This is a genomic window from Mycoplana dimorpha (genome assembly GCF_003046475.1).
GTDB lineage: Bacteria > Pseudomonadota > Alphaproteobacteria > Rhizobiales > Rhizobiaceae > Mycoplana > Mycoplana dimorpha.
Window position 1 is genome coordinate 1 of record NZ_PZZZ01000005.1, and the last position, 22,016, is coordinate 22,016.

At 63.4% G+C, this 22,016-nt stretch carries 24 protein-coding genes and 1 tRNA gene; 12 read left to right on the forward strand and 13 right to left on the reverse strand.

All coding sequences use genetic code 11. From position 1 onward, the window contains the following. The first annotated feature begins 609 nt into the window (after positions 1-609). Genes cyoA through cyoD form a run of 4 tightly spaced genes read left to right on the forward strand, consistent with a single transcriptional unit; the run spans position 610 to position 4,581 of the window. Entirely contained in the window at positions 610-1,458 is an 849-nt protein-coding gene (gene cyoA / locus C7449_RS12900) for a ubiquinol oxidase subunit II (protein ID WP_245414381.1), read from the forward strand. Positions 1,459-1,460: 2 nt separating this feature from the next. Then, on the forward strand, positions 1,461-3,473 hold the full coding sequence (locus C7449_RS12905; protein WP_108003228.1) for a cbb3-type cytochrome c oxidase subunit I: 2,013 nt from the start codon (positions 1,461-1,463) through the stop codon (positions 3,471-3,473). Continuing rightward, positions 3,470-4,162, forward strand: a complete 693-nt coding sequence (locus C7449_RS12910) for a cytochrome c oxidase subunit 3 (RefSeq protein ID WP_108003229.1) — start codon at positions 3,470-3,472, stop codon at positions 4,160-4,162. The genes C7449_RS12905 and C7449_RS12910 overlap by 4 nt, the downstream gene beginning before the upstream one ends. After that, on the forward strand, positions 4,162-4,581 hold the full coding sequence (cyoD, locus tag C7449_RS12915) for a cytochrome o ubiquinol oxidase subunit IV (RefSeq protein WP_108003230.1): 420 nt from the start codon (positions 4,162-4,164) through the stop codon (positions 4,579-4,581). The genes C7449_RS12910 and cyoD overlap by 1 nt, the downstream gene beginning before the upstream one ends. A gap of 43 nt (positions 4,582-4,624) precedes the next feature. On the opposite strand, the gene nhaA is transcribed toward cyoD, so the two are convergent. Together nhaA and C7449_RS21960 are read right to left on the reverse strand one after the other, a co-directional pair. After that, positions 4,625-6,463: a Na+/H+ antiporter NhaA gene (gene nhaA / locus C7449_RS12920; RefSeq protein WP_108003231.1), complete on the reverse strand. Its 1,839-nt coding sequence runs from the start codon at positions 6,461-6,463 to the stop codon at positions 4,625-4,627. 455 nt (positions 6,464-6,918) lie between these two features. Continuing rightward, positions 6,919-7,572, reverse strand: coding sequence for a hypothetical protein (locus C7449_RS21960; protein ID WP_210204733.1), 654 nt, complete (start codon positions 7,570-7,572; stop codon positions 6,919-6,921). 314 nt (positions 7,573-7,886) lie between these two features. Here C7449_RS21960 and C7449_RS22345 point away from each other — a divergent pair, with 314 nt between their 5' ends. The 4 genes from C7449_RS22345 to C7449_RS12940 are packed head-to-tail and all read left to right on the forward strand — an operon-like array spanning position 7,887 to position 10,331. Then, on the forward strand, positions 7,887-8,015 hold the full coding sequence (locus tag C7449_RS22345; RefSeq protein ID WP_280952476.1) for a hypothetical protein: 129 nt from the start codon (positions 7,887-7,889) through the stop codon (positions 8,013-8,015). Continuing rightward, positions 8,012-8,248: a PepSY domain-containing protein gene (locus C7449_RS21795; RefSeq protein ID WP_108003233.1), complete on the forward strand. Its 237-nt coding sequence runs from the start codon at positions 8,012-8,014 to the stop codon at positions 8,246-8,248. The genes C7449_RS22345 and C7449_RS21795 overlap by 4 nt, the downstream gene beginning before the upstream one ends. Further along, positions 8,248-8,910, forward strand: a complete 663-nt coding sequence (locus C7449_RS12935) for a response regulator transcription factor (protein WP_108003234.1) — start codon at positions 8,248-8,250, stop codon at positions 8,908-8,910. Before C7449_RS21795 ends, C7449_RS12935 begins: the two co-directional genes overlap by 1 nt. Beyond that, positions 8,907-10,331, forward strand: a complete 1,425-nt coding sequence (locus tag C7449_RS12940; protein ID WP_108003235.1) for a sensor histidine kinase — start codon at positions 8,907-8,909, stop codon at positions 10,329-10,331. Before C7449_RS12935 ends, C7449_RS12940 begins: the two co-directional genes overlap by 4 nt. 225 nt (positions 10,332-10,556) lie before the next feature. Here C7449_RS12940 and C7449_RS21800 read toward each other — a convergent pair whose 3' ends face one another. Then, positions 10,557-10,733, reverse strand: coding sequence for a hypothetical protein (locus tag C7449_RS21800; protein ID WP_170115880.1), 177 nt, complete (start codon positions 10,731-10,733; stop codon positions 10,557-10,559). Positions 10,734-11,041: 308 nt separating this feature from the next. Here C7449_RS21800 and C7449_RS12945 point away from each other — a divergent pair, with 308 nt between their 5' ends. Continuing rightward, positions 11,042-11,902 carry an NAD(P)/FAD-dependent oxidoreductase gene (locus tag C7449_RS12945; protein WP_245414382.1) on the forward strand — a complete coding sequence of 287 codons (861 nt, stop codon included), beginning with the start codon at positions 11,042-11,044 and terminating at the stop codon, positions 11,900-11,902. A 55-nt stretch (positions 11,903-11,957) separates the two neighbouring features. Here the strand turns inward: C7449_RS12945 and C7449_RS12950 are convergent, their stop codons facing one another. Further along, complete coding sequence (locus tag C7449_RS12950; protein WP_108003237.1) at positions 11,958-12,359, reverse strand: DUF2188 domain-containing protein; 402 nt, start codon at positions 12,357-12,359, stop codon at positions 11,958-11,960. A 161-nt stretch (positions 12,360-12,520) separates the two neighbouring features. Here C7449_RS12950 and C7449_RS12955 point away from each other — a divergent pair, with 161 nt between their 5' ends. Further along, positions 12,521-12,793, forward strand: coding sequence for a hypothetical protein (locus C7449_RS12955; RefSeq protein ID WP_108003238.1), 273 nt, complete (start codon positions 12,521-12,523; stop codon positions 12,791-12,793). Between the two features lie 75 nt (positions 12,794-12,868). Then, entirely contained in the window at positions 12,869-13,123 is a 255-nt protein-coding gene (locus C7449_RS12960) for a PilZ domain-containing protein (protein ID WP_108003633.1), read from the forward strand. 105 nt (positions 13,124-13,228) lie between these two features. Here C7449_RS12960 and C7449_RS21805 read toward each other — a convergent pair whose 3' ends face one another. The 8 genes from C7449_RS21805 to C7449_RS12995 all read right to left on the reverse strand — a co-directional run bounded on the left by C7449_RS21805 (position 13,229) and on the right by C7449_RS12995 (position 18,634). After that, on the reverse strand, positions 13,229-13,375 hold the full coding sequence (locus C7449_RS21805; protein WP_170115881.1) for a hypothetical protein: 147 nt from the start codon (positions 13,373-13,375) through the stop codon (positions 13,229-13,231). A 39-nt stretch (positions 13,376-13,414) separates the two neighbouring features. Then, on the reverse strand, positions 13,415-13,954 hold the full coding sequence (locus C7449_RS12965) for an eCIS core domain-containing protein (RefSeq protein WP_108003239.1): 540 nt from the start codon (positions 13,952-13,954) through the stop codon (positions 13,415-13,417). Positions 13,955-14,156: 202 nt separating this feature from the next. Beyond that, positions 14,157-15,437, reverse strand: coding sequence for an NRAMP family divalent metal transporter (locus C7449_RS12970; protein ID WP_108003240.1), 1,281 nt, complete (start codon positions 15,435-15,437; stop codon positions 14,157-14,159). 240 nt (positions 15,438-15,677) lie between these two features. Beyond that, positions 15,678-15,753 (reverse strand) — tRNA-Ala (locus C7449_RS12975). 129 nt (positions 15,754-15,882) lie between these two features. Continuing rightward, positions 15,883-16,050 carry a hypothetical protein gene (locus C7449_RS21810; RefSeq protein ID WP_170115882.1) on the reverse strand — a complete coding sequence of 56 codons (168 nt, stop codon included), beginning with the start codon at positions 16,048-16,050 and terminating at the stop codon, positions 15,883-15,885. A 347-nt stretch (positions 16,051-16,397) separates the two neighbouring features. Then, positions 16,398-16,652 carry a hypothetical protein gene (locus C7449_RS12985; protein WP_108003242.1) on the reverse strand — a complete coding sequence of 85 codons (255 nt, stop codon included), beginning with the start codon at positions 16,650-16,652 and terminating at the stop codon, positions 16,398-16,400. A 200-nt stretch (positions 16,653-16,852) separates the two neighbouring features. Next, the gene (locus C7449_RS12990; RefSeq protein WP_108003243.1) at positions 16,853-17,785 is read right to left on the reverse strand and encodes a DUF5996 family protein; all 933 of its coding nucleotides are present in this window, start codon (positions 17,783-17,785) and stop codon (positions 16,853-16,855) included. A gap of 150 nt (positions 17,786-17,935) precedes the next feature. Next, positions 17,936-18,634 (reverse strand): gamma-glutamyl-gamma-aminobutyrate hydrolase family protein, encoded by a 699-nt coding sequence (locus C7449_RS12995; RefSeq protein WP_108003244.1) that lies wholly within the window; start codon positions 18,632-18,634, stop codon positions 17,936-17,938. Between the two features lie 268 nt (positions 18,635-18,902). On the opposite strand from C7449_RS12995, the gene C7449_RS13000 reads away from it, so the two are divergent. Continuing rightward, positions 18,903-20,045, forward strand: a complete 1,143-nt coding sequence (locus tag C7449_RS13000; RefSeq protein ID WP_210204734.1) for a cache domain-containing protein — start codon at positions 18,903-18,905, stop codon at positions 20,043-20,045. Here the strand turns inward: C7449_RS13000 and C7449_RS13005 are convergent. Then, a complete protein-coding gene (locus C7449_RS13005) occupies positions 20,042-22,015 on the reverse strand; it encodes a glycosyltransferase family 2 protein (RefSeq protein WP_108003245.1) in 1,974 nt (657 codons plus the stop codon). The two genes, C7449_RS13000 and C7449_RS13005, sit on opposite strands and share 4 nt — an antisense overlap. Position 22,016 lies beyond the last annotated feature (1 nt).

The following is a 22,016-nucleotide window of genomic DNA, read 5'->3' on the forward strand; positions in this document are numbered from 1 at the left end:
GGGTGGAGCAGCCCGGTAGCTCGTCAGGCTCATAACCTGAAGGCCGCAGGTTCAAATCCTGCCCCCGCAACCAGAACCACCATCCAAACCGCCTCACAAAAGCTCCTCCGCATAAGCGCCGAGGAGCTTTTTTGCGTTTTGCGAGCGCAACTCAGGACGGGTCCGCCGCCAGCAGCGGGTAGGGATGGCGCCGGGATCCGGGGTCACCGTCGCGGTATGATCTGGCGAGGGGCTGCGCTGGAGTTCATTCTGGCCGGCAGGGACGGGGGCGTTGCGCGCGGCGGTGGAAAGCGGCACAGCGACGTCCAGGCGGCGAATGTCAATTGAGTTCCGGGCTGATGAGAAGTAACATGCATCGGCTTGCAACTGCGGTCTGCACCATGTCGGGATCGCGTCGTTCAAACGACCTGAAGAGTTCCGGGAGCGGTAAGCGGCCACTTCGGTACATGCCGGTGCTCGGTCACCGTGCGACTAGTCTCAATCACACTTGAAGTCTTCTCGGTGGCGGAGCGTGCCCAGATGAGGGTGGTCGAGGTGAATCGACAGCTGGTCTCGAAGCAGGCCCTGCGCGTGTGCCGATGTTCGGTCCTGGGCCTGTTGAGCGTCGGCTTGACATCGTGCTCCGGCATCCTGGCGCCGATCGGTCCCGTCGGCGCGGGGAATGCCGAGATCCTCATCGATGCGACGGTGGTGATGCTCGTTATCGTCATTCCCACCATCATCGTGGCGTTCTGGGTGGCGTGGCACTACCGGGCGTCCAACGCCGCTGCCGAATATCTGCCGTACTGGTCCTACTCCGGGCGCATCGAGGCGGTCGTCTGGTCGATCCCGATCCTGACGATCATGTTCATCGGCGGCCTGATCTGGATCGGTTCCTACAGGCTGGACCCGTTCCGGCCTCTTCCCTCGAGGGATCCGACCCTGGAGGTGGAGGTGGTCTCGCTCGACTGGAAGTGGCTCTTCATCTATCCCGAGCAGGGGATCGCAACGGTCAACCAGCTCGTCATGCCGGTCGGCACTCCCGTGCATTTCTCGATCACGTCGGCCAGCGTCTTCAATGTCTTCTTCATCCCCCGCCTGGGTTCGATGATCTATGCGATGCCGGGCATGGTATCGGAGTTGCATCTGCAGGCGGACAGGGCGGCGCAGATTGCCGGGCTGTCGGCCCAGTTCTCCGGCGACGGTTTTTCCGACATGGATTTCGAGGTCCGCAGCGTGCCGGATGCGGAATTCGGCGCCTGGGTCGACGGCGTCCGCGGCACCGGACCGACCCTGGACCAGGCAGCCTATTCGGAGCTTCTGAAGCAGAGCCACCGGGTTCCGCCGTCGTCCTACCGGGCTGCGGATCGCGGCCTCTTCCACGCCATCGCCACCCAGCAGATTCCTCCGGGACCAGGTCCACAGCCGGAGGGCCCGGGGCATGCGGGCCGTGAAGTGTCCACAGGCGGGAGTGATTGACCATGTTCGGGAAGCTCGACCTGTCCGCAGTGCCACTGTCCGAGCCCATCCCGTTGATCACCTCGGCCGTGGTGATCCTCGTCGCACTGGGGGTGCTGGTCCTGATCACCGTTCGGGGCTGGTGGCCTTATCTCTGGCACGACTGGATTACCAGCGTCGACCACAAGCGGATCGGCATCATGTACTGCCTGCTCGGCGTCCTGATGCTCATTAGAGGTTTCGCGGATGCGATCATGATGCGGACCCAGCAGGCAGTGGCGATCAATGCGGAGGGCTATCTGACGCCGGAGCACTACAACCAGATCTTCACCGCGCACGGGACGATCATGATCCTGTTCGGCGCCATGCCGCTGGTGCTCGGTTTCATGAACTTCCTGGTTCCGCTGCAATTGGGCGTCCGCGACGTGGCCTTTCCGACGTTCAACTCGGTGGGCTTCTGGCTGACGGCAAGCGGGGCGCTGCTCATCAACATCTCGCTCTTGATCGGCGAGTTCGCCCGCACCGGATGGCTGCCGTATCCGCCGCTTAGCGAAACGGCCTACTCGCCGGGTGTCGGCGTCGACTACTACCTGTGGGCGGTGCAGATCTCTGGAATCGGCACCCTCATCACCGGGATCAACATCGTCACCACGGTCCTGAAGATGCGCTGCCCCGGGATGAGCTATCTGCGCATGCCGGTATTCACGTGGACGGCGCTGGCGTCGTGCCTGTTGATCGTCGCCGTCTTTCCGGTCCTGACCGCCACGCTGGCGATGCTGACCCTGGACCGGTACGTCGGCTGGCACTACTTCACCAACACGGCGGGCGGAAACCCGATGATGTTCGTGAACCTGATCTGGGCGTGGGGGCATCCGGAGGTTTACATCCTGATCCTGCCGGCCTTCGGCATCTTCTCCGAGATCTTTTCGACCTTCTCCGGCAAGCCGCTCTTCGGCTACCGCTCGATGGTCGCCGCTACCCTGTTCATCTGCGTGGTCTCGCTGCTTGTGTGGTTGCATCACTTCTTCACCATGGGCGCGGGAGCGGCGGTGAATACCTTCTTCGGCATCTCCTCCAGCATCATAGCGGTCGGCACCGGGGTGAAGATCTACAACTGGATCTTCACCATGTACGGCGGGCGCGTCCGGTTTGAAGTGCCGATGCTATGGTCCATGGGCTTCATCTTCACCTTCATCATCGGCGGACTGACGGGCGTTCTCCTTGCAATCCCGCCAGCGGACTTCGTGACGCACAACTCTTTGTTCCTGGTGGCGCACTTCCATAACGTCATCATCGGCGGCGTCGTGTTCGCGATATTCGCAGGGGCGGAATTCTGGTTTCCGAAGGCCTTCGGTTTCAGGCTTTACGCTGGCTGGGGCAAGGTCGCCTTCTGGTGTGCCTTCATCGGCTTCTGGGTAACCTTTACGCCGTTGTACATTCTGGGGCTGGAGGGGATGACGCGGCGCCTGCAGCATATCAACGTTCCGGAATGGGGCCCTTGGCTGTATGTCTCCGTGGTCGGCGTGGCAATCCTCATCGTCGGCGTGGTCGCCCAGGTCGTGCAGCTCGTCGTCAGCATCCGGGACCGGGAACTGCTGCGTGATGTGACCGGCGACCCATGGGACGGCCGCTCGCTCGAATGGGCCACGCCTTCTCCGCCGCCCTTCTTCAATTTTGCGGTCATGCCAAACGTCGAGGGGGAGGAAGCCTACTGGGGCATCAAGCTGCGCGCCATCGAAACACAACAGCTGGCCCCGGAGCCCAAGTACGCGCCGATCGAGATGCCGGTCCACAGCCCGGTCGGCGTCTACACGGCGTTCTTCGCCACCGTCTTCGGATTTGCGATGATCTGGCACATCTGGTGGCTCGCCATCGTTGCCCTGGTTGCCGCATTTGCGGGATTTGTCGTGTTCGCCTGGCGCGACGTCCACGAGTTCGAGGTCCCGGCGGAAGAGGTCGCGCGGGCGGAACGGGCTCGCCGTGCCTCGCGGGAGGCTCTTCTGCGGAAACTGTCGGAGGAGGGGGCGCTGCCATGACCGAAACAGGACTCCCCGCAAGCGTCGAAGCCATCCGCCGCGTCCGCGAGGATCCGCACCGGCTCGGTCATCGTGCTCACGGGCCTGCAGAAATCATCGCCGGCGCCGGCCACGGAATGACCGGGCCGGCCAGCAAGCGCATCATCGTCGGATACGGTTTCTGGATCTACCTCCTGAGTGACATCGTCGTGTTCTCCTGCTTCTTCGCAGCGTTTGCGGTACAGCGGGGAGCAACAGCCGGCGGCCCGACGATGGACCAGATCATCGAAGTGCCCCGGGTCGCGATGCAGACGGCGGTGCTGCTCGTGTCGAGCTACACCTGCATGCTGTCGTTTGCTGCCACCAACGCGCGGAGCAGGCTCTGGACCCAGGTGTTCCTGGCTGCGACAGGCATTCTGGGGCTCGTGTTCATCCTGCTCGAACTGCAGGAGTTTGCCGAATTGGCCGCACGCGGGATCACCCCCCAAAGGAGCGGGATGCTGACATCCTTCTTCGGCCTCGTGGGCCTGCATGGACTGCACGTGTCGGCGGGCCTGCTGTGGCTCGGGACCATGATGGCGCAGATCCTGGTGAAGGGTTTTCGTCCGGAGATCGTTCACCGGCTGATCTGCTTTAATCTCTTCTGGCATGCCCTAGATATCGTCTGGATCGGCATTTTCACGATCGTCTACCTGATGGGAGCGGGCTGATGAGCAATCTCGCATCTGACGAGGAGCTCCCCACCGGGGTGCTCGACAACAGGGAGGACCATTCTCCGGGCGACGAACCGCTGGAGGACGCCGGCCACTGGGTGCGCCACGCCAATCTGGGCCTGACCCTGTCGATCCTGCTTACCGCCGGGGCGTTCTTTCTCGCAGGCTCGAACATCATCTACGGTCCGGCCGTACCAATCGCGCTGATCGTGCTCGCGATAGCCCAGATGGGCGTGCATCTGGTGTTCTTTCTCCACATCACGACCGGACCGGACAATACAAACAATGTCCTGGCGCTCGCCTTCGGCATCCTGGTGGTCTTCCTTATCGTCATCGGATCGATCTGGATCATGGATCACCTGATGCAGAACATGATGCCGACGCGCATGGAAGACATGATGCAGATGCAGCCGTAGCAATCGACGGTTCCCGTTGGCGGTGGCCCTGGGGAGGGAACCGTCATTTGCGGCCATCCGCCTCTTCGTTTGATGGCCTTTTCCACAAAATCACCACGCCCAGGACGCCGGCAATCACCGAGGCTGCGAAAATGGCGATCTTAGCCGCCGCGAAGTCGGCCGGCGATGCGAATGCCTGCCCGGCGATGAACAGCGACATGGTGAAGCCGATGCCCGCCAGCGCCCCGGCGCCAAGCAGCTGCCGCCAGGTATAGGCGTCAGGCTTGATCGCAATCCCGAGGCGAACCGCGAGCCAGGCGGCGAGCGTGATTCCGAGGGGCTTTCCGACCACCAGCCCAAGAATCGTCGCAAGCATCAGGCCCGCATGTCCTTCGACGACTGCGAGGGACAATGCGACGCCGGCATTGGCGAGCGCGAAGGCCGGAAGCACCATGTAGCTCGACCAGGGCTCGACCGTGCGCAGCACCCGGGCGGCCGGCGACTCGATGCGGGCGTGGATCGCATCCAGAGCCCGCAGCGCAGGCTCCGGAAGGCCATGGCGCATCGAGGCCTCTCCCGGCCGTTCGACGACCGCCTGCACGACCGTCTCGGCCTGGGCCATCAACGCATGGAGGTTGGCCGGAGGGCGTGTCGGGATCACCATCGCGAGCACCACCCCGGCAAGCGTCGCATGAAGCCCCGCCTGGTGAACGCAGAACCACAGCACCGTGCCAAGGACTGCATAGGGAAGGACCCGGTACACGCCCCAGCGGTTCAGCATGACCAGGCATCCGACGATAACGGCCGAGGCAACGAGATAGGCGGCATCGATATGCCCGGAATAGAACAGCGCCACGACGACGATCGCCACCAGATCGTCGACGATCACCACCGCTGTCAGAAACACCCGAAGCTCCACCGGAACGCGGTCGCCGAGAAAGACGATCAGGGCGATGGCGAAGGCGGTGTCGGTCGAAATCGTCGTTCCCCAGCCATGCATCAAAGGACCGGCGGGGACGACCGCGAGAAAGATCAGCGCCGGCACGATCATGCCGCCGAACGAGGCCGCGATCGGCAGGGCCGCGGCGCGCGGGGCGGCGAGGCGGCCGACCGTGAATTCGCGCTTGATCTCGAGGCCGACGATAAGAAAGAACACCGTCAGCAAGCCGAGATTGATCCAGTCGAGCAGCGGCAGGCTGAAGGCAGCATCGTTCCACTGCACCCCGAAGGGAACCTGCCAGAACGCCTCGAAGGCCGGACCATACCGGGAATTCGTCAGGCCGACGGCGAGAACCGACATCAGCAACAGCATGATTCCGGCGGACGGTCCCCAGCGGACAAAGTCCAGCGAGGCGGTCTGGATGCGATGTCCGACGGAACCGAGCATCGCCTCGGAAAGCGAATGTTCGTCCCACGCGCCTTCGTAGCGGCGGCCATTGATGAAGAAGGTGGGAGCCAGGACGACGCCGCTGCGCTGCCCGCTTTCCGCATCTTCCTGCACATTGCGTTCGGCCGATTGCCAGGCGGTCCCTTCCGCCTCTGGCGGCGGCAGATCGAAGTCTGCCGCTATTTCGTCCAGATCGCCTTGAGCTATGCCGGGTCCTCGCCTCATCAGCGCCGAGTGGACCGGCCAGAATTCCCCACTGGTCGCGAATGCGTATTCGGCGAGTTCCGCAGCCTTCCTCCCGTTCTCGCTATCGCCCGGGAAATGCCGGAAGACGTAGCTCATCTGGGCGCCGAAGCGATCCCGCAGATTTCTTACGATCTGATGCGTGGCGCGGCAGGAAGCGCTGACATAGCTCCCATACTCGACCAGCACCATCTCGGCTTCGGCGGAGCCGAGCAGGTGATCACGGTTGGCGTCAACGGGTCTGTCGAGATTGGTCGGACGCGCGGGGCTCATGCAGACCCTTCCCTTGCGAGCGTTCGAGCGAGCGTTCGAGTTCTACCGCCTGCTACGTCCGCATTCGGCCAGAATACTATCTGTCATGGGACAAGGCCACTCGCTGGACATCGGGCAAAGCAGTTCGCTGCCGTCGCCGGCCAGGCGTGCTCACCGATGTTGAGTGGCCGCGGCAGCAATGAGATGGGGCACCGTCGACTTGCCGAGCAAAGCTTATCTAATGCGCTCGGCGGGGCGGCGTGCAAGCCGGCTTCCGGCAACCACCGGCTTCAGCTGCGAGTGGCGGCGGCTTGCCGAGCGGGCGCTCATACCGTGCAGTCGCGGTGGTCGCGCACACTTGCTGCTCGACGTGTGGCTCCGGGGAGATGCCAACGGGAGCGCGGTGGCGCTATCCTGGCGCGAAATCCTGGACGGCGGCAGCAAGGATGACCGCTGCCGCCGACTGGCACCGCAGCCTAGCGCAGGAACCCGATCAGGCGTTCCGTGTCCGCCTGGGTGGCAGGGCGCTCTTCGACCGTGCGTCCCTGGGCATTCTTCCTCTCATATCGGCCGCTCTCGATCTCTTCCTTCGAGCCGTCCGGGAAAGAAACCTCGATCTGGTTGCCCTTGACCTCGACCTTGATGCCCGTTGCGGGGTCGACGTGCTCGCGCCCCTTGCGGTCATCATCCTTTTCCTTGTTGTTACGGTCGTGGCGGCCATGGCGGCGGTGGCCGTCATCACGATCATCGTGCGAGCGGTCATCGCGAGCGCGGTCGCCGCCGTGGTCGTCGCCAGCGCGGTCATCGCCGCCGCGGCCGCGACCCGAGTGATCCGAATCTCCATGGCCTCCGCCGCGACCGCTGTGCTCGCCGCGTCCGCCATGGTCGTCGCGTCCGCCATGCTCGCCGCGGTCGCCGCGGTCGCCACGGTCGCCGCGGTCGCCACGGTCGCCGCGGTCGCCGCGGTCGCCACGGTCGCCGCGGTCACCGTTCTTGGCGACGGCGCTCGCCGCCTTGATCTCCGGTCCAAAACTGCCGACAGTGAATTGGTAGGGCACAATCGTGAGCATCATCGCCACGGAGGTCCGCAGCAGGGAGAGGGGAATGGATTTTCTCGGTTCGAAGCGCATGTTGTTTCCTTCCTTCGGATGATTTCGCCATTGCTTCAACGTCGCCATCGACCGGCCGATCTTAGTCGCAGCCGGGCATCCCAGCCTGACGCTGCCTGTCAGCTTGAAGTCAGATTGTCCGTGCTAGGCTGGTGCGATGAGTGAGTTGTCCCTTCTGTCGCGCCGGCGGGTCCTTGCCCTGGCGGCCTTCCTCATGGCCGGCTCACCCGGGGCTTGGTCAAAGGATGGAGATTCCGGCGGGCATTCTGGCGGTGGCGGCTCGGACCATGGCGAGGGGGGCGAGGGGGGCTCCAGCGGCCATGGCGGGGGTGATCATGACAGCGGCGACGGGCGCGGCCGGGGGAGAGGACGAGGCCGCGGAGGCGACGACGGGGATGGCCGGGGCCGAGGACGAGGCCGTGGGCGGGGCAACGACGACGACGATCGCGACGACGACGACTTGAGCGACCAGGAGTATGCCCGGCGCGGTGTCGAGCGCGGTGAGATGGTGCCGCTTTCGAGCGTACTCAGAACGGTGCGGGCGGCAAGGCCTGGCCGGGTCGTCAATGTCGATCTGGTGCGAACGACCAGGAGAGGCGCGATCTACAGGGTGGTCGTGATGGGATCGGAGCACGATCTGTGGCAAATCTCCGTCGATGCCGAACGCAACAGAATTCTCGGGATGAGGCGTTACTGATGCGCATCTTGATCGTGGAGGACGAGGACGCGATTGCGCTTGAGGTGGCGGCCGCCCTGAAGCAGGCCGGCTATGTGGTCGATTGCAGCGCCGATGGCGAGGACGCCTGGTTCCGGGCCGAGACCGAGGATTATGACGGCGTGGTGCTCGACCTCGGCCTGCCGCGCCTGGACGGGCTGACCGTGCTGAGGAGATTGCGCACCGGCGGCGCCAAGGTGCCGGTCATCATCCTCACGGCGCGCGGCAACTGGATGGAGCGGGTCGAAGGCATCGATGCCGGAGCCGACGACTACCTGCCAAAACCCTTTCAGATGGAGGAGCTTCTTGCACGGCTCGCCGCCATTCTGAGGCGGTCGGGCGGCCATGTCTCGTCGACCATCGAGGTCGGGCCGCTCAGGCTCGATCTCAGGCGCCAGGCCGCCTCGATCGAGGGGCGCTCGGTCGACCTGTCTTCGCTCGAGTTCCGGCTGCTGCGCTATCTCGTTCACCATCGGGGGCGGATCGTCGGCCAGAGCGAACTGGCCGAGCATGTGTATGAAAGCGGGCGCGAGCCGGACAACAATGCGCTGGAGGCCCTTATCGCGCGGCTGCGCCGCAAGGTAGGCGCCGACCTGATCACGACGCGCCGCGGCCAAGGCTATGTGGTGGAGGCTGACGGATGAGACGTCTCATCGACAGTCACTCGTTGCGCTTCCGGGTGCTGCTTCTTGCTGCCGTCACGATCGGGGCGACGCTCGTCGTTGCCGGCGTATCGGTCAAGCTCCTGTTCGAGCGCCACATCCAGCGCCGGCTTGCAGCCGAGCTCGAAACCCGGATCGTCGATCTCGCGGGATCGATTGCCGTCGACCCCGACGGCAAGGTCGCGGTCACCCGGCCGCCCGCCGACCTGCGCTACAATGAATTGCTGAGCGGAGCCTATTGGCAGATCTCCGCCGGCGACCTGGTTCTCGAGCACTCCCGTTCGCTGTGGGACCAAACCCTGCCGGTTCCGGAGACGGGCGCTTCGGACAAGCCCTATGAGGCCGCGGTTGAAGACGGCGCGGAACTCTACCTGCTGGCGCGCCCGCTGAAGATCGGCGAGGGTGCGGCGAGCCGGGACCTGACCCTCGTCGTTGCGCTGGATCACCGCGAGCTCGAGGCGCTCACCGATGCGTTCGGAAGCGAGCTCAACCTGGCGCTGGCGGCAATCGCGCTGGTCCTGTTCGGTGGCGCCTTCGTCCAGATGAATGTCGGCCTGGCGCCGCTCCGGCGGCTTCATGGCGCCGTCCAGAGCATTCGCAGCGGCAAGACGCAGCGGCTCGGCGGCGAATTCTCATCCGAGGTGATGCCGCTTGCCGAGGATCTCAACAGGCTGATCGATCGGCACGAAGCGCTGCTCCAGAGCGCCCGGGATCGCGCCGGCACGCTTGCGCACGGCTTCAAGACGCCGCTGACAATCCTCGGGCTGGAGGCCGGGAAACTCGAAGCGCAGGGCCAGCGCACGTTTGCGCGCGTGCTGCGCGAGCAGATCGAGACCATGCGCCGGCATGTCGAGCAGGAACTGGCGCGAGCCCGCATCCGCGGCACGACCGTTGCAGACAGCGCCCTTGGCGCCGGTGCGGGAACCGATCTCGCCAGCGACACTGCCCGGCTTGTGGACCTCGTCCGCCGCATGCCGCTTTCCGACCGGCTGGTATTCTCCATCGAGGTGCCCGATGGATTGAGCTTGCGCATGGATCGGCACGACTTCGGGGAAGTGCTGGGCAATCTGCTCGACAATGCGCGCAAGTGGGCCCGTTCGGCGGTGATCGTGAAGGCAGCCAGCATGGATGCGGACACCGTGCTCCTCGAAGTCATCGACGACGGGCCGGGGTTCGAGCCGGCCGCAAGCGACCAGAACGCAAGAAACGCCGATGGGTCGGGCCTCGGGCTGAGGATCGTGCAGGACGTGCTCGACGCCTACGGGACTTCCCTTCAGATCGCCCGTCGAGATGGCCGGACGGTCGTCAGCGTGAAACTGCGGTCGAAGGCCATGTCGTCGGCTGCAGCCGCATCACCTGTGCGGCATCTGGAAAGCGCGACACGCACTCGCGGACACGCCTGAACCGCCGAGTAGGCGAGGCGGGTGGGAGACAGAACACTTAGGATCTATGCCGTCCGAGAAGAAGCGGCTCGGTGTCGGCGCCGGCTCCTTGAGCCGCATTGCATCCCTGCCGCGGCGCAGCGTGACGGCTGCACCGCATCCTCCTTCATTCACGGTTGTAAGTGGCTTGCAAATCTCACCGCGCAAAAAAGCGCGCTGATTGCGCGCTCCTTCCGCGATCAAGCCTTACTTGTCGTTCTTGTGGCTTTGCTGGCCAGCTTTGACGTGCTGTTCGTGCGTCCCGCCGCGGGTGCTGCTGGACGAGGAGGAGCTCTTCGAATCGGAAGCCTTCTTTTCGGACTTATCATCGCCGTGTTTGCTCGGCTGACTGGATTTGCCGTGTGAGCGATTTTGGTCAGGCATGACGTTCTCCTAGGGTGTCGAAGTCTGATCGACTTCATTCTCTCAACCCTTCGGATCGGAATCGGTTCCCGAAAATCGTGATCGGCGATCAACGGCCCTGACCGCCGGCGCTTGCGCCGATCCATGCCAGCTGCGACGCGACGGTTCCCGAGGTGATGCGCCTTCTCGGAACCAAATGCCGCCGCCCAAGTTCCACACCGAGTTTCGGCAGCTTTGGTTCCCAGCACAGACACGGCGGGGGAAAACCCATCCAAATCGAACAGGCCAAGTTTTGCGATTGTCTCGTTATCGGCGGTGGACCGGCAGGTTTGACGGCGGCGATCTACCTGGCGCGCTTCCATCTTTCGGTTGCCGTGCTCGATGACAACACCGGCCGGGCCCGGAGCATACCGATGTCACACAACCATGCCGGTTTTCCGGAGGGCATCAGCGGTGAAGAGCTGCTTTGCAGGATGCAGTCGCAGGCCGTCAAATACGGGGCCGAGATCTTTCACGGCAAAGTGGATGAGCTCGGCAAGGTCGATGGCACCTTCGTCGCACGCCTGGGAGACACTCTCGTTGAAGGACGGGCGGTTCTTGTCGCCACCGGCACCGCCAACAGGAGACCCGCAATGCCGCCGGAGGAGCATGACGAAGCCGTCGCTCGCGGCCTGCTCCGCTACTGCCCTGTTTGCGACGGATTTGAGGTGACGGACAAGCCAGTCGCTGTCATCGGCTCCGGATCAAGGGGATTCAAGGAGGCGATGTTCCTGAGGGGCTACACGAAAGACCTGACCTTGTTTGTACCTGAGAGCGACCTAACGGCCGGGGAAATCGGGCGCTTGAAAGATGTCGGCATACGCGTGGAGCAGGGCCCGATTACTTCGATCGTTCTAGGGCAGGATACGATCAGCCTGGCAACGGCAACGGGCGTCGAAGCGTTCGCGTCGGTATATCCAGCCCTGGGCTCGGACGCGCGGTCCGAGCTCGCAGCCGGGCTCGGGGCACGCTTGTCGGATGAAGGCTGCATTCTTGTGGACGATCACCAGCGGACGTCCGTGCCAGGCGTCTACGCCGCCGGAGACGTGGTTATCGGCCTGGACCAGATCAGTTCTGCGATGGGGCAGGCCGGCGTGGCCGCCACGACCATGAGAAATGATTTGTCCGAGAAGGTGGCCCTGATCCGATAGTCACCTTCCCGGCGACAGTGCTCCTGTTTGTGGTGCGATCCGCGCCTGCGCTCTGCTATGCTCTGCGGCCAAGAGCATAGCCTGCCAGCAAACCAGCAAGGCCCGCCAAAGCAAGCATGGTGCCGAGGGCGGCGGGGTGGCCAGCCGGCGAGGCGGCGGGCGAGCGCACCGGGTGGGCCCTTGGCGAATGCCGCGAAACAACGTGGTGACGCGATAGCGTATCCCGGACCTCAGTGTCCGGCCGGTCGTACCCCGACGTTTCCTCTTCGTGCCACTGGCCGGCCTCGTCCTGGAACTCGATGTGCTCGCTGGCGCCGGCTCTTACGTGGTTCTCGGCAGCCGCATCCGCAGCCGCGCGCGCTTCATCATGAGTGGCGAACGTCTCGGAGAAGACGTCTCCAGCCTTGTATGCCCATCCCCCATCGTGTTCCACAACCTCGTATGTGACCGTAGTCATTGCGCTCTCCACTTCTTCTCAGCGGGAACCGTTTGCGCCACCTCATAGTTCCGTAGCCGGCGGCGTGTTCGACGCCTGCCGGGCTCGGCTGCATCCCCCTCTTTCTGGCGATTGCCGACGGGGGCCGAGGCCGGTAACCAGACGGCCCATCGGAGGTGAACGTGCGCATTTATGGGTTTCAGATCACGCCCGGATCGAACAGATCTTTCGGTTACTGCGAAAGCGCAGCAAGGGCCTACGAACAGGCAAGAGAGCACCGCGAAAACATAAGGCGTGCCGCCAGGTCGCAGCGTGTCGGGCCGATCGCGGTATATGAGATCGAACTTGCAAATGTGACCGCCGAGGCTCTCGTCACGGTCCTGAATAATCCGGACACGCTGACCGAGGCGTTTACCGTCTCAAAACGGGTCCTGGGCTATGTTGCGGAGACGTGAGCCTGGAAGCGGGCCGCGGGCCGCGCCAACCGGCAAAAATCTCCCTATATCGGCTGTCATGTCAGGTACACGGTGGTGAATAGTCCTTCGATCGAGAACCGGTCGGCCCAGCGGAGGCGCACTCTTCTCGGGGCGAAAATCGTTATCAACAGTGGGGGGTCTGTTTTCGATTGCATCGTGAAGAACCTGTCCGAGACAGGCGCGCTGATTCACATCGAAAACTCCCTGGCAGCACCATCGCATTTCACCCTTCAGCTGTCGGATGGTCGGCACTTCGAATGTCAGGTGATGTGGCGCGGAGCGACCAGGCTGGGCGTCAAGTTTCAGTGAGTTTGCTGAACGCCACTCTGGCGCGAGAAGGCATCGGGGTTGATTCTGCCGATGCTCCCAACCTCGACCTGGCGGTCTGTCCGCTGCCGCCGACTTCAAGAGCGCTCAGCTCGGCAGCATCCAGAATATCGACCCGAACACTACGATGAAAACAATGATCGCGGCGAGCAGGCGGCCAAGCCCTTCGTTTGTGTTCGTGCTTGTTCCGACGACAAGGTAGTAGAGTGAACGGCGATCTGCTTGGCTATCCAAGTCGGCCTCCTAGCGGTCCTCGAAAAGGCTTGTCGCTGACTATTCCCTGCCGGTCCACGCCAGGTACCGCGCTTCCTCGTCATAGGCTTCCTGTTCAACGGAGCTGGAGCTGCGGATGTATCTTGTCGCAAAGCCCCGCACTCCCCAGTCTCGATATTGTCGGACATGGGTAAGTTCGTGAACCCAGCCGGCTTCGTTGTGGAGCGCATCGTCTTCATGGGCGAAGACGATAACATAATCGAGGGTGATGGCACCTGCCGCCCCGAGACGGAAGGTATTCTTCTGCAGACTGAGCTCGCCGCCGCCCCCGACGCGATAGCGGGCAACATCCAGGATTTCACCGTCTACAAATCCCTCCAGCTTTTGCCGGATGGTTGGGGGTATTGGATGAACGCCGGCCGACAGGGCGTCATCTCTCGAACTCTCGATTGCTTTTTGAAGAGCCGGAGCAGTCGCCTCGACGAAGCCGTCGATCACGTCATCCAGCAGGCCTTCGGCGCGCACCTGGCCATCGCTGGAAAAGGACCAGACGAGCGCGAGTGCCGTCAAAACGCTGTAGGTGCATCCACTGCGAGACATTGGCCGCTCCCAATGCTGGCTCGGTGAAAGATAGGCGGTTCGATGGCCTTTGAGGCAATCATCCTATGGTAGTGCCGAGGCGTCGCAAAGCCAACCTCGATCGCCCTTACCGCTTGCCCTGGATCTTCTGTCGGGTTCTTGCGCCCCGGTACACCCGAGCCCTCCGCCGCGCGACTGCGGCGCTGGCCCACGGCGCCAACCGCTACAACAGGAACATTGCGGCCGTTGCCAGCATCATCACGAGCGCGGTCAATCCCCCTAGAGCCGCCATCCACCACGGGGCGAGCAGCTTGCCCATGATGCCGGGACTGCGCGCCATCATCGTCATGACGGCGATGAGCGGCGCCGCAAGTATCCCGTTCACGACGGCGCTCCAGTAGAGCATCTGGAAGGGATCGATCTTGGAAAAGGCGAGACCGACGCTGCCGAGCGTTGCTGCGGCGATCGTTGCATAGAACGCCTTCGCCCTGTGGGGCGCGCGGTCCAGCCCGCGCGGCCAATCGAACAGCTCAGCCACGGCAGAGGCGGCCGAAGCCGCAAGTACCGGTACCGCCAGCAAACCCGTTCCAACGATCCCCGCTGCAAACACGCCGAATGCAAAAACCCCGGCTATCGGGCGCAAGGCCTCGGCCGCCTGCTCGGACGTCTGGATCTGCGTAATTCCATTCGCATGAAGAGTAGCCGCCGTGGCCGTGATGATGGCCAGGGCGACGACATTGGAAAATCCCATCCCGATCAGCGTGTCGATGCGGATACGCGCAAGTTCCGGTTCCGCCGCCTGCGGGTTGGTCTTGAGCCTTCCCCGGTTCCTCACCCGGAGCTCTTCGACCTCCTGACCGGCCTGCCAAAAGAAAAGGTATGGGCTGATCGTTGTCCCCAGGATGGCTGTCAGGGCCATGGCGTGACCATTGTCGAAGGTGAACTGCGGGATCAGCGCACCGCGCAAGGCCGTTGACCACGGCAGGTCGACGGCGAAGACGACGATGACGTAGGCGAACAGCGAAAGGGTGAGCCATTTGAGGAACAGCGCATAGCGTTGGTAACTGACGAAGACCTCGAGCAGGACGCAGATGATGCCGAAGATTGCCGCATAGAGAAGCGGCGGGCCTGCGATCAGGAGGCGCAGCGCCGCCCCCATGGCGGCGAGATCGGCGCCTATGTTGATGAAGTTGGCGACAAACAACAGCAAGACGGCGGCCCTTGCCAGCCACGGCGAATAGTGACTGCGAAGGTTCTGGGCAATGCCTTTGCCCGTGACGGCGCCGATCCCGGCACTGAGGCCCTGAACCGCTGCCATGAGCGGGTAGCTGAGCAACATCGTCCAGCCGAGGGTAAAGCCGAACTGGGCGCCAACCTGGCTGTATGTGGCGATACCACTTGGATCGTCGTCGGCTGCGCCAGTGATCAAGCCAGCACCGAGCTTTTTCAGGATTTTCGAACTTGACCGCTCTTCAGTGTCGTGGAGGGGGGAGGATTGCGCCATCGCAAGCCGTCTCGGATCTTAGCTGCCGGTCCAAGACAATTCGCGGCAGGAGCTTTTGTTCCTCCAAGCGTCCGACGGAGTGAAACCGCGCCACCTCTTCAGTCAGCTGGTAGGGACCGAAGGGACCGTGCCCGGCGTTCTTCGTGCGCAGGTGCCTTAGGGGAAGGGGCGATCCGTCCAGGACTTGGGCATCTTCGGACCCACACGCCTGAGATCAGCGCGGCAGTGCACCTGCCGTGTTGGTGGAGCCGAGCGGGATCGAACCGCCGACCTCCGCAGTGCGATTGCGGCGCTCTCCCAGCTGAGCTACGGCCCCTCCTCTACAGTACACCACCAGAACCCGCTTATGACAATAGTGGCCGCACTGGAACTCGGAACGCGGCAACGGCAGCGCCGAGCATCTTTGGGAAACAGGCAACCAATTTGGGTTGGGCCGCCCGGCGGGTTACCCGTCGTCACGCGGATCTCCACACGGCCAGTACATGACATCGACGAGGATCGATCTGAAAAACGCACCACGACGGACGTTCGCCGCTGCCCACTCGTCGACGCCCACGCACCATTCCACGAGCATGGCGCTCGTTTGGGTCTGCGCACCGATGATGCGCTTCATGTCCGCGATGCCCTCTGCGCAAACCTCATCCTCGCAGTAGCCCTTCTCGCTTGCTACACGCGCTATGGCGCTCTTGCCGTTCGATACGGTCCAGCCCCATGCACCGTACAAGAAAGCTACGGTGACGAGCGTCCAAGCAGCACTCTTCCACTCCCAAGTGCTTGCCAGAACTAAGGGAGCGGTTGCCACCTTCCCATCGCGCCCACCCTACATCCAATAGGCGCAACGTGACACAATGCACGCTGTAGTCAATGGCTGCGATCTTCCGTTGCCTGCAAGGCGAATGAGCTCCGGGGCTACGTTGCAGACACATGGAAGCCGTTGGGAAACGGCGCCGAAGAGGCGCACTATTCAGAGAGGTCGGGCGGACCGCGCCTGAAGACTTTCCTGCGCTGCGCGCCCCTGAGCATCCGCAGATGGATCAGCGCCAGAAGCCCATCCCGATCATGCGTTCCGGCCATAAACAGCTCAAGCAACTGGCGAGCGATCTCGTCCGCCATGGCGGAGTGATCCCAGATGCGCTCCTGCTCGCACACGTCCTTCAGAACCTGTCTCAGGAGAGCCTGTTTTCCCGCCTCATCAATATCGAAGCGCTCGATCATCGCCGTCTTCCTTCAGGAAGCACGCCGGCGACGGGGGAGGCGCCGGCGCGCTCAAGCTCAGGTGTCGGAAGCCAGGATGAGAGGCCTGAGCCTATCGGAAAAACTCCGGCGAAGGCACCAGGTTCCCGCCAGGGCATGGGCACCTTTAAAGAATCGACCGCAGCGTCTTGCTCGCAGCGGCAACCCAAGTCAGCCGCAGCCTATACGGGCCGCGGTATTCGCGGTGCGCCCGGCCGGCATTCCAACTCCCGCCGCGGCCAGCTTCCCGTGTCGGCGGCTGCCCGATAGGTGGACTCCAGGAAGAGCAGCAGCACCCGCTCGGGATCGTTGCTCTGGCGCACTGCTTCATAGGGGAGAAGGAACTCTCCGAGCTTTTCGTCGAACCAAGCCTCGGCGGGGTCGACTTTCTGTTGCGAGAACGCGGCAGGGGCCGGATAGGCATAGGAATAGAACATGGCATCCTCGGCCCCGAGACCCCCGGGCCAGAACCCCGCCGAGGACACTTCGTGGCTGTAGGCTTCCCGCGCGACGCTGTCCGGCAGGTTCGGCACTCCGCCAGGATGCAGTGGCGCCTTCCTGCCGGAGAAGCGTGTCACCGCCAGGTCGAAGGATCCCCAGAAGAGATGCACGGGGGAGACCTTGCCGAGGAAGGCAGTTCGAAACTGGTTGAAGACGCGCGAGACGCAGACCAGGCTCTGGTGGAAGCGGCGCACCGCATCCGCATCGTAGGGGCGTTTCGTATGGTCCTCTGCGAACGGGATCGGGTCAGCAACTTCGTTCGGGACGCCGTTTATTGTCGGTCGGCCACCGACCGCCTGTATCGACTCCTTGGCCCAGCTGAAGAACTCGGCGATGGTCATGGGTTGCAGAGGAACAATTGCCCGCGCGCCGCCCTCCGCCTCGACCACAAGAGTGTGGTCGCAGAAATCGAAGCTGACGGTGATCAGCACACGGTCCGGAACGGGCCCGGTCGTCAGGCCGCGCGGGGTAACGTAGAGCGTGGCGTGCCAGGAGTGGTTAACCCATGGCGTATGCGCAAGGCGGTACTTGCCGATGATCTGACACCACAGGTGAAGGGCCGTGCAGGTCTCACGCCACTGCATGTATGGAATTGAGGGCCAGCCATCCATCATGGTCTGATCCTAGCACATGATCAGCCCGAATTCGATCATGGGGACCGTTCGAACGAGCGGACGCACCCAACCGAGCGGAGAGCAGGAACGATCGGCCTTGCAACAAGCTTCCCCACGCCAGACACGCGAGGGATTGACCAAGCCCCGATGTTAGTTGCGTGCCGCGTTCACAAACGCGTCAAAGATTCGCAGGCCTGGATGATCTTCCGCATCGAGCATTTCCGGATGCCACTGCAGGCCCATCGCGAAGGCGCGCGCAGGCACCTCGATCGCCTCGACGACGCCATCGTCCGTTGACCGGGCGGTAACGGTCACGGCGCTGGATACCTCGACAATCGCCTCGCGGTGAAAGGTGTTCACACGGAAGGCATCGGCCTGGAAGATATCCGCCATCCTGGTGTTCCTGGAGATCTCGACGGCATGCCTTACATCCTCCCGGTCGTGCTCAAGCGCGCCTGGCCAGGAGGAATGAACATTCGAGACCATCCGGCAGCCGAGCAGGCAACCAAGCATCTGCATGCCGTTGCAGATGCCGAGGACGGGTTTGTCGCGCTCGAGAAATCCCTGCATCAGCGCCATCTCGACGGCGAGACGATCGGATGGCGGATATTGGGACTTGTCGCCTTCGACATACCATTCGGTCGGAAAATTGATTCGCCCGCCGACGCTCAAGAACCCGTCGAACTCGTCGACGACCTGATCGACCAGATCAAGCGCGTAGGGGATGCCGAACCCAAAGGCGCCAGCCCGGTCGATAGCGGCAAAGTAGTTCTTGGAAATGTCGTAACGGTCGGCGCTCGAACTGGTATTCTCGCTCATGATCACAGCGATCTTCGGCCTGCGGTTCATTGTGTTCCCTCTTCCTGACGCGCCAGATTAGAGCAGCGCCGGGAAACTGGATCCAGTTTCCGGTCAAAAACAAGTGTTTATTTCATTTTTGGCTCGAAGAGCTGACTGCCACTGAACTTGGCGTGCAACGGCGGGCGGCGCGCGGGCTCGGCGGCACTGTCGGGCGGCCCTGATTGCCGATCGCTCGGCCCGCTTCCAAGAACTGACACTGGTCCGGCCTTCCAGTCTGCAATATTGGAATCACTGGCAGACGTTGGAAGGAACCGGAATGGCAAACACTGAAAGGGCTTCGGCACCATCTTTGGCAACCGTGACGATCGCATTCGTGCTGGTCAGTGGCTTGATCGGGCTCGCCAGCGCTTACGAGGTCATCAGCGACCGGGCGCGGGCGTTCGAGCAAGCCAGCCTGACACGGGCGGTGGAGACCCGGGTCAAGGGGGCGCAAGTTGCGCTGGCCCAGGCCTTGTACAGGGAGTGGAGCAGTCTCACCTCGGTTCGCCGAAGTGCACGTCCGGACGAGGCGGCCAGGATAAAGGATCAGCTCAGCACGCTTACGGGTGAAGGCACGATCATCTCCTGGGCCGGATTTGCGAACAGCGAAGGCCGGGTCGGGGCAGCCTCCAACGATCTGCTGCTTGGTGCCGATGTCAGCTCGCGACCATGGTTCCAGCGGGGCTTGCAGGGCGACTATGCCGGCGACGTTCATGAAGCGGTCTTGCTCGCTTCCAAACTGCCCCCGGCAGCGGACGGGAGGCCGCCGAGCTTCCTCGACCTCGCGACCCCGATTGCTGCCCCCGACGGCACGATCGCCGGGGTTCTGGGCCTGCACCTGAACTCCGACTGGGCACAGAGGCTCGTCGGAGAACTGGCTGACGCAATGAACCTGGAGCTCTTCATCGTCAATCCGCAGGGAAAGGCGGTCCTTGCGAGCGATGGCGGCAATTATGCAGACCTCGACATACCAAGTTTCCGGATGGCGCGGGCCGGGGCGACCGGCGTCAATGTAGAGACGTGGCCGGACGGCAAGCTGTATTTTACCGCAACCGTCCCGGAGCTGGCCTATCGCGGCCTTCCGAAGTTCGGCTGGAACATCATCGCCCGGATCGACGCCGATGCGGTCATCCAGCCGGCCAAGGCGATGTCGAAAGAGGTGCTGTTCAACCTTTTCATGTTCGGGATGCTGCTCGTCCTGCTGACGCTTCTCTTCATCGTCGCCTTCATCCGCCCCTTCCGCGCCCTGGCCAGGAACGCGCGCGCCATCGCCCAGGGCGAGGACGTCTACCCATTCGAAAGCGGCCGGACCGCGGAGCTGTCCACGATCGGTGCGGCACTCGCCCGCCTTCAGGGACTGGCTCGCGATCCGTCCGAGGACGACGACGGGTTCGAGGAAAGCAGGCAACGTCGTGCCTAGCGCCGGACGAGCCTGACCAGTCCATCGCCCAGAATGCCGCCCAGTCGGGTGGATGTGACGCTTGGAACATTGCCTTCGGCATAAAGCCGCCGCAGCAGCGCGTCGTACTGGTCGGGTTGCATGGACAAGGAGAGCACACCGCCGTCGCCCGTGCCTTCGATCACGGTGGCAGGCATGACCCCGACGCCGCGGATCTTGATCTCGAGGGCATGGCCGGCAACCAGCGCCAGTCCGCGAATCCGTGCGCTCTGCTGCGTCAGGTCTGTCATCCAGACCCGCTTGAGCGCCCCGTCGACGGAAATCACCACCCGCTCCGGCTGGTCGGCGAAGTGTCGCTCGACCCGCGGCAGTTCCACGCAGACCGCAAGGGTGACGCCGAGGATCACCAGATTGTAGAGCGTCCAGAAAAGGATGATGACCTTGCCGTCACCGGCATCGTTGTAGGCAAAGCGGTCGGAAAGGATTCCGATCAGCAGACCGATCAGCGTCAGCACGGTGAGCACGAGAAACGGCATCATCAGCCGCCACTGGACCACGACCCTGGTGCGGTCGCCGCCCTTCGCCGTGACGCTGAACGGGTGGCCTTTCGGCTTGATCAGTCCCGTGACCGCCGCCCGGACAATCGGGATTGCACCGAGCAGTTGGCCGACGTCGTTGACGATCGGGACGACCATTCCGGAGGAAATGAAATTGAGGACGAAGAGTATCCAGACGATGTAGGGGCCGAAATAGCGGATGACGTCGGGGACGCTGGCGTCCACCACGGTGACGTTGAAGAACCAGAACAGGAGCGGGAACGTCATCGCCGCCAGCCGGAAGGAGAAGGTGGTGAGCCAGTAGAACACCGAATCGATGACGCTCCAGCGGTCGCGCAGCCGCAGCCCGTTGCGTGTGAGCGGGCCGAGACGCCCGCGGGCGATCTGCATCAGTCCCAGGCACCACCGCGAACGCTGGGTGACATATTCCTTCAAACCCTCCGGAGCCAGGCCTTCCGTCAGCGGTTCGTTCAGGTAGACGGTGCGGAAACCGGCTTCCTGAAGTGAAAGCGTGAGCAGGAAGTCTTCGGTGATGCTGTCGGTCGGAAAGCCGCCGGCGGCTTGCACGGCCTCCCAGCGGATCACGGACGACGTCCCGCAGCAGAAGGCAATTCCCCACGCGTCGCGGCTTGGCTGCAGGTGATCGAAGAAGAAGCGCTGCTCGTCCGGATAGGAACGGCTGAGCCCGAGATTGTGCTGGATCGGATCGGGGTTGAAGAAGTGCTGGGGCGTCTGGACGAGACCCACCTTGCCATCATGGAACAAGGCGAGGGCGCGCGGAATGAAGCCCCTGTGAGGCACGAAGTCGGCATCGAGGACCGCGATGAACTGCGGCGGCTCGGGATCGGCGGCCAGAACGCCAAGCGCGTGGTTGATATTCCCCGCCTTGGAGCCCTTGTTGTCCGGACGCCGCAGATATCGGGTACCGCGCGTCTGGCAGTAGTCGCGCAGCCAGTCGCGCCGCCCGTCGTCCAGGACCACGACCTCGCAGTTGGGATGATCGCTGGCCTCGGCGCCGACGATTGTCCGTTCCAGCACCGACAGGTCTTCATTGTAGGTGGCGATCAGGATCGCCACCCGCGGGGCGGCCTCCGGCTCCCACCAGCGCTGGTGCCGGTCCACCTCTTCGGACCGCGAACGCGTCCGGGCGAGGATGACGAAGGAGCTCATCGAAGACAGCACAGCGGCTGCTTCCAGCAGGAGGAAGCCCCAGCTGAAAAGGCAATCCCAGGTCAGACCGGCGGGTGCAAGCGTCTCTGAGCCGCGCCACCAGATGTAGCGGAGGGAAAGCGCTATTGCGATTGCGAACAGCAGGCCTCGGTGGACGTTGTTGCGCGGGTCGAGAAGCAGCGGCAGGACCAGGGCCAGGCCCGCCGCCAGCAGAACCGAGGCGTAGGCCGACTGCACCTCCGTGACTTGGAGCAACCCGAACATG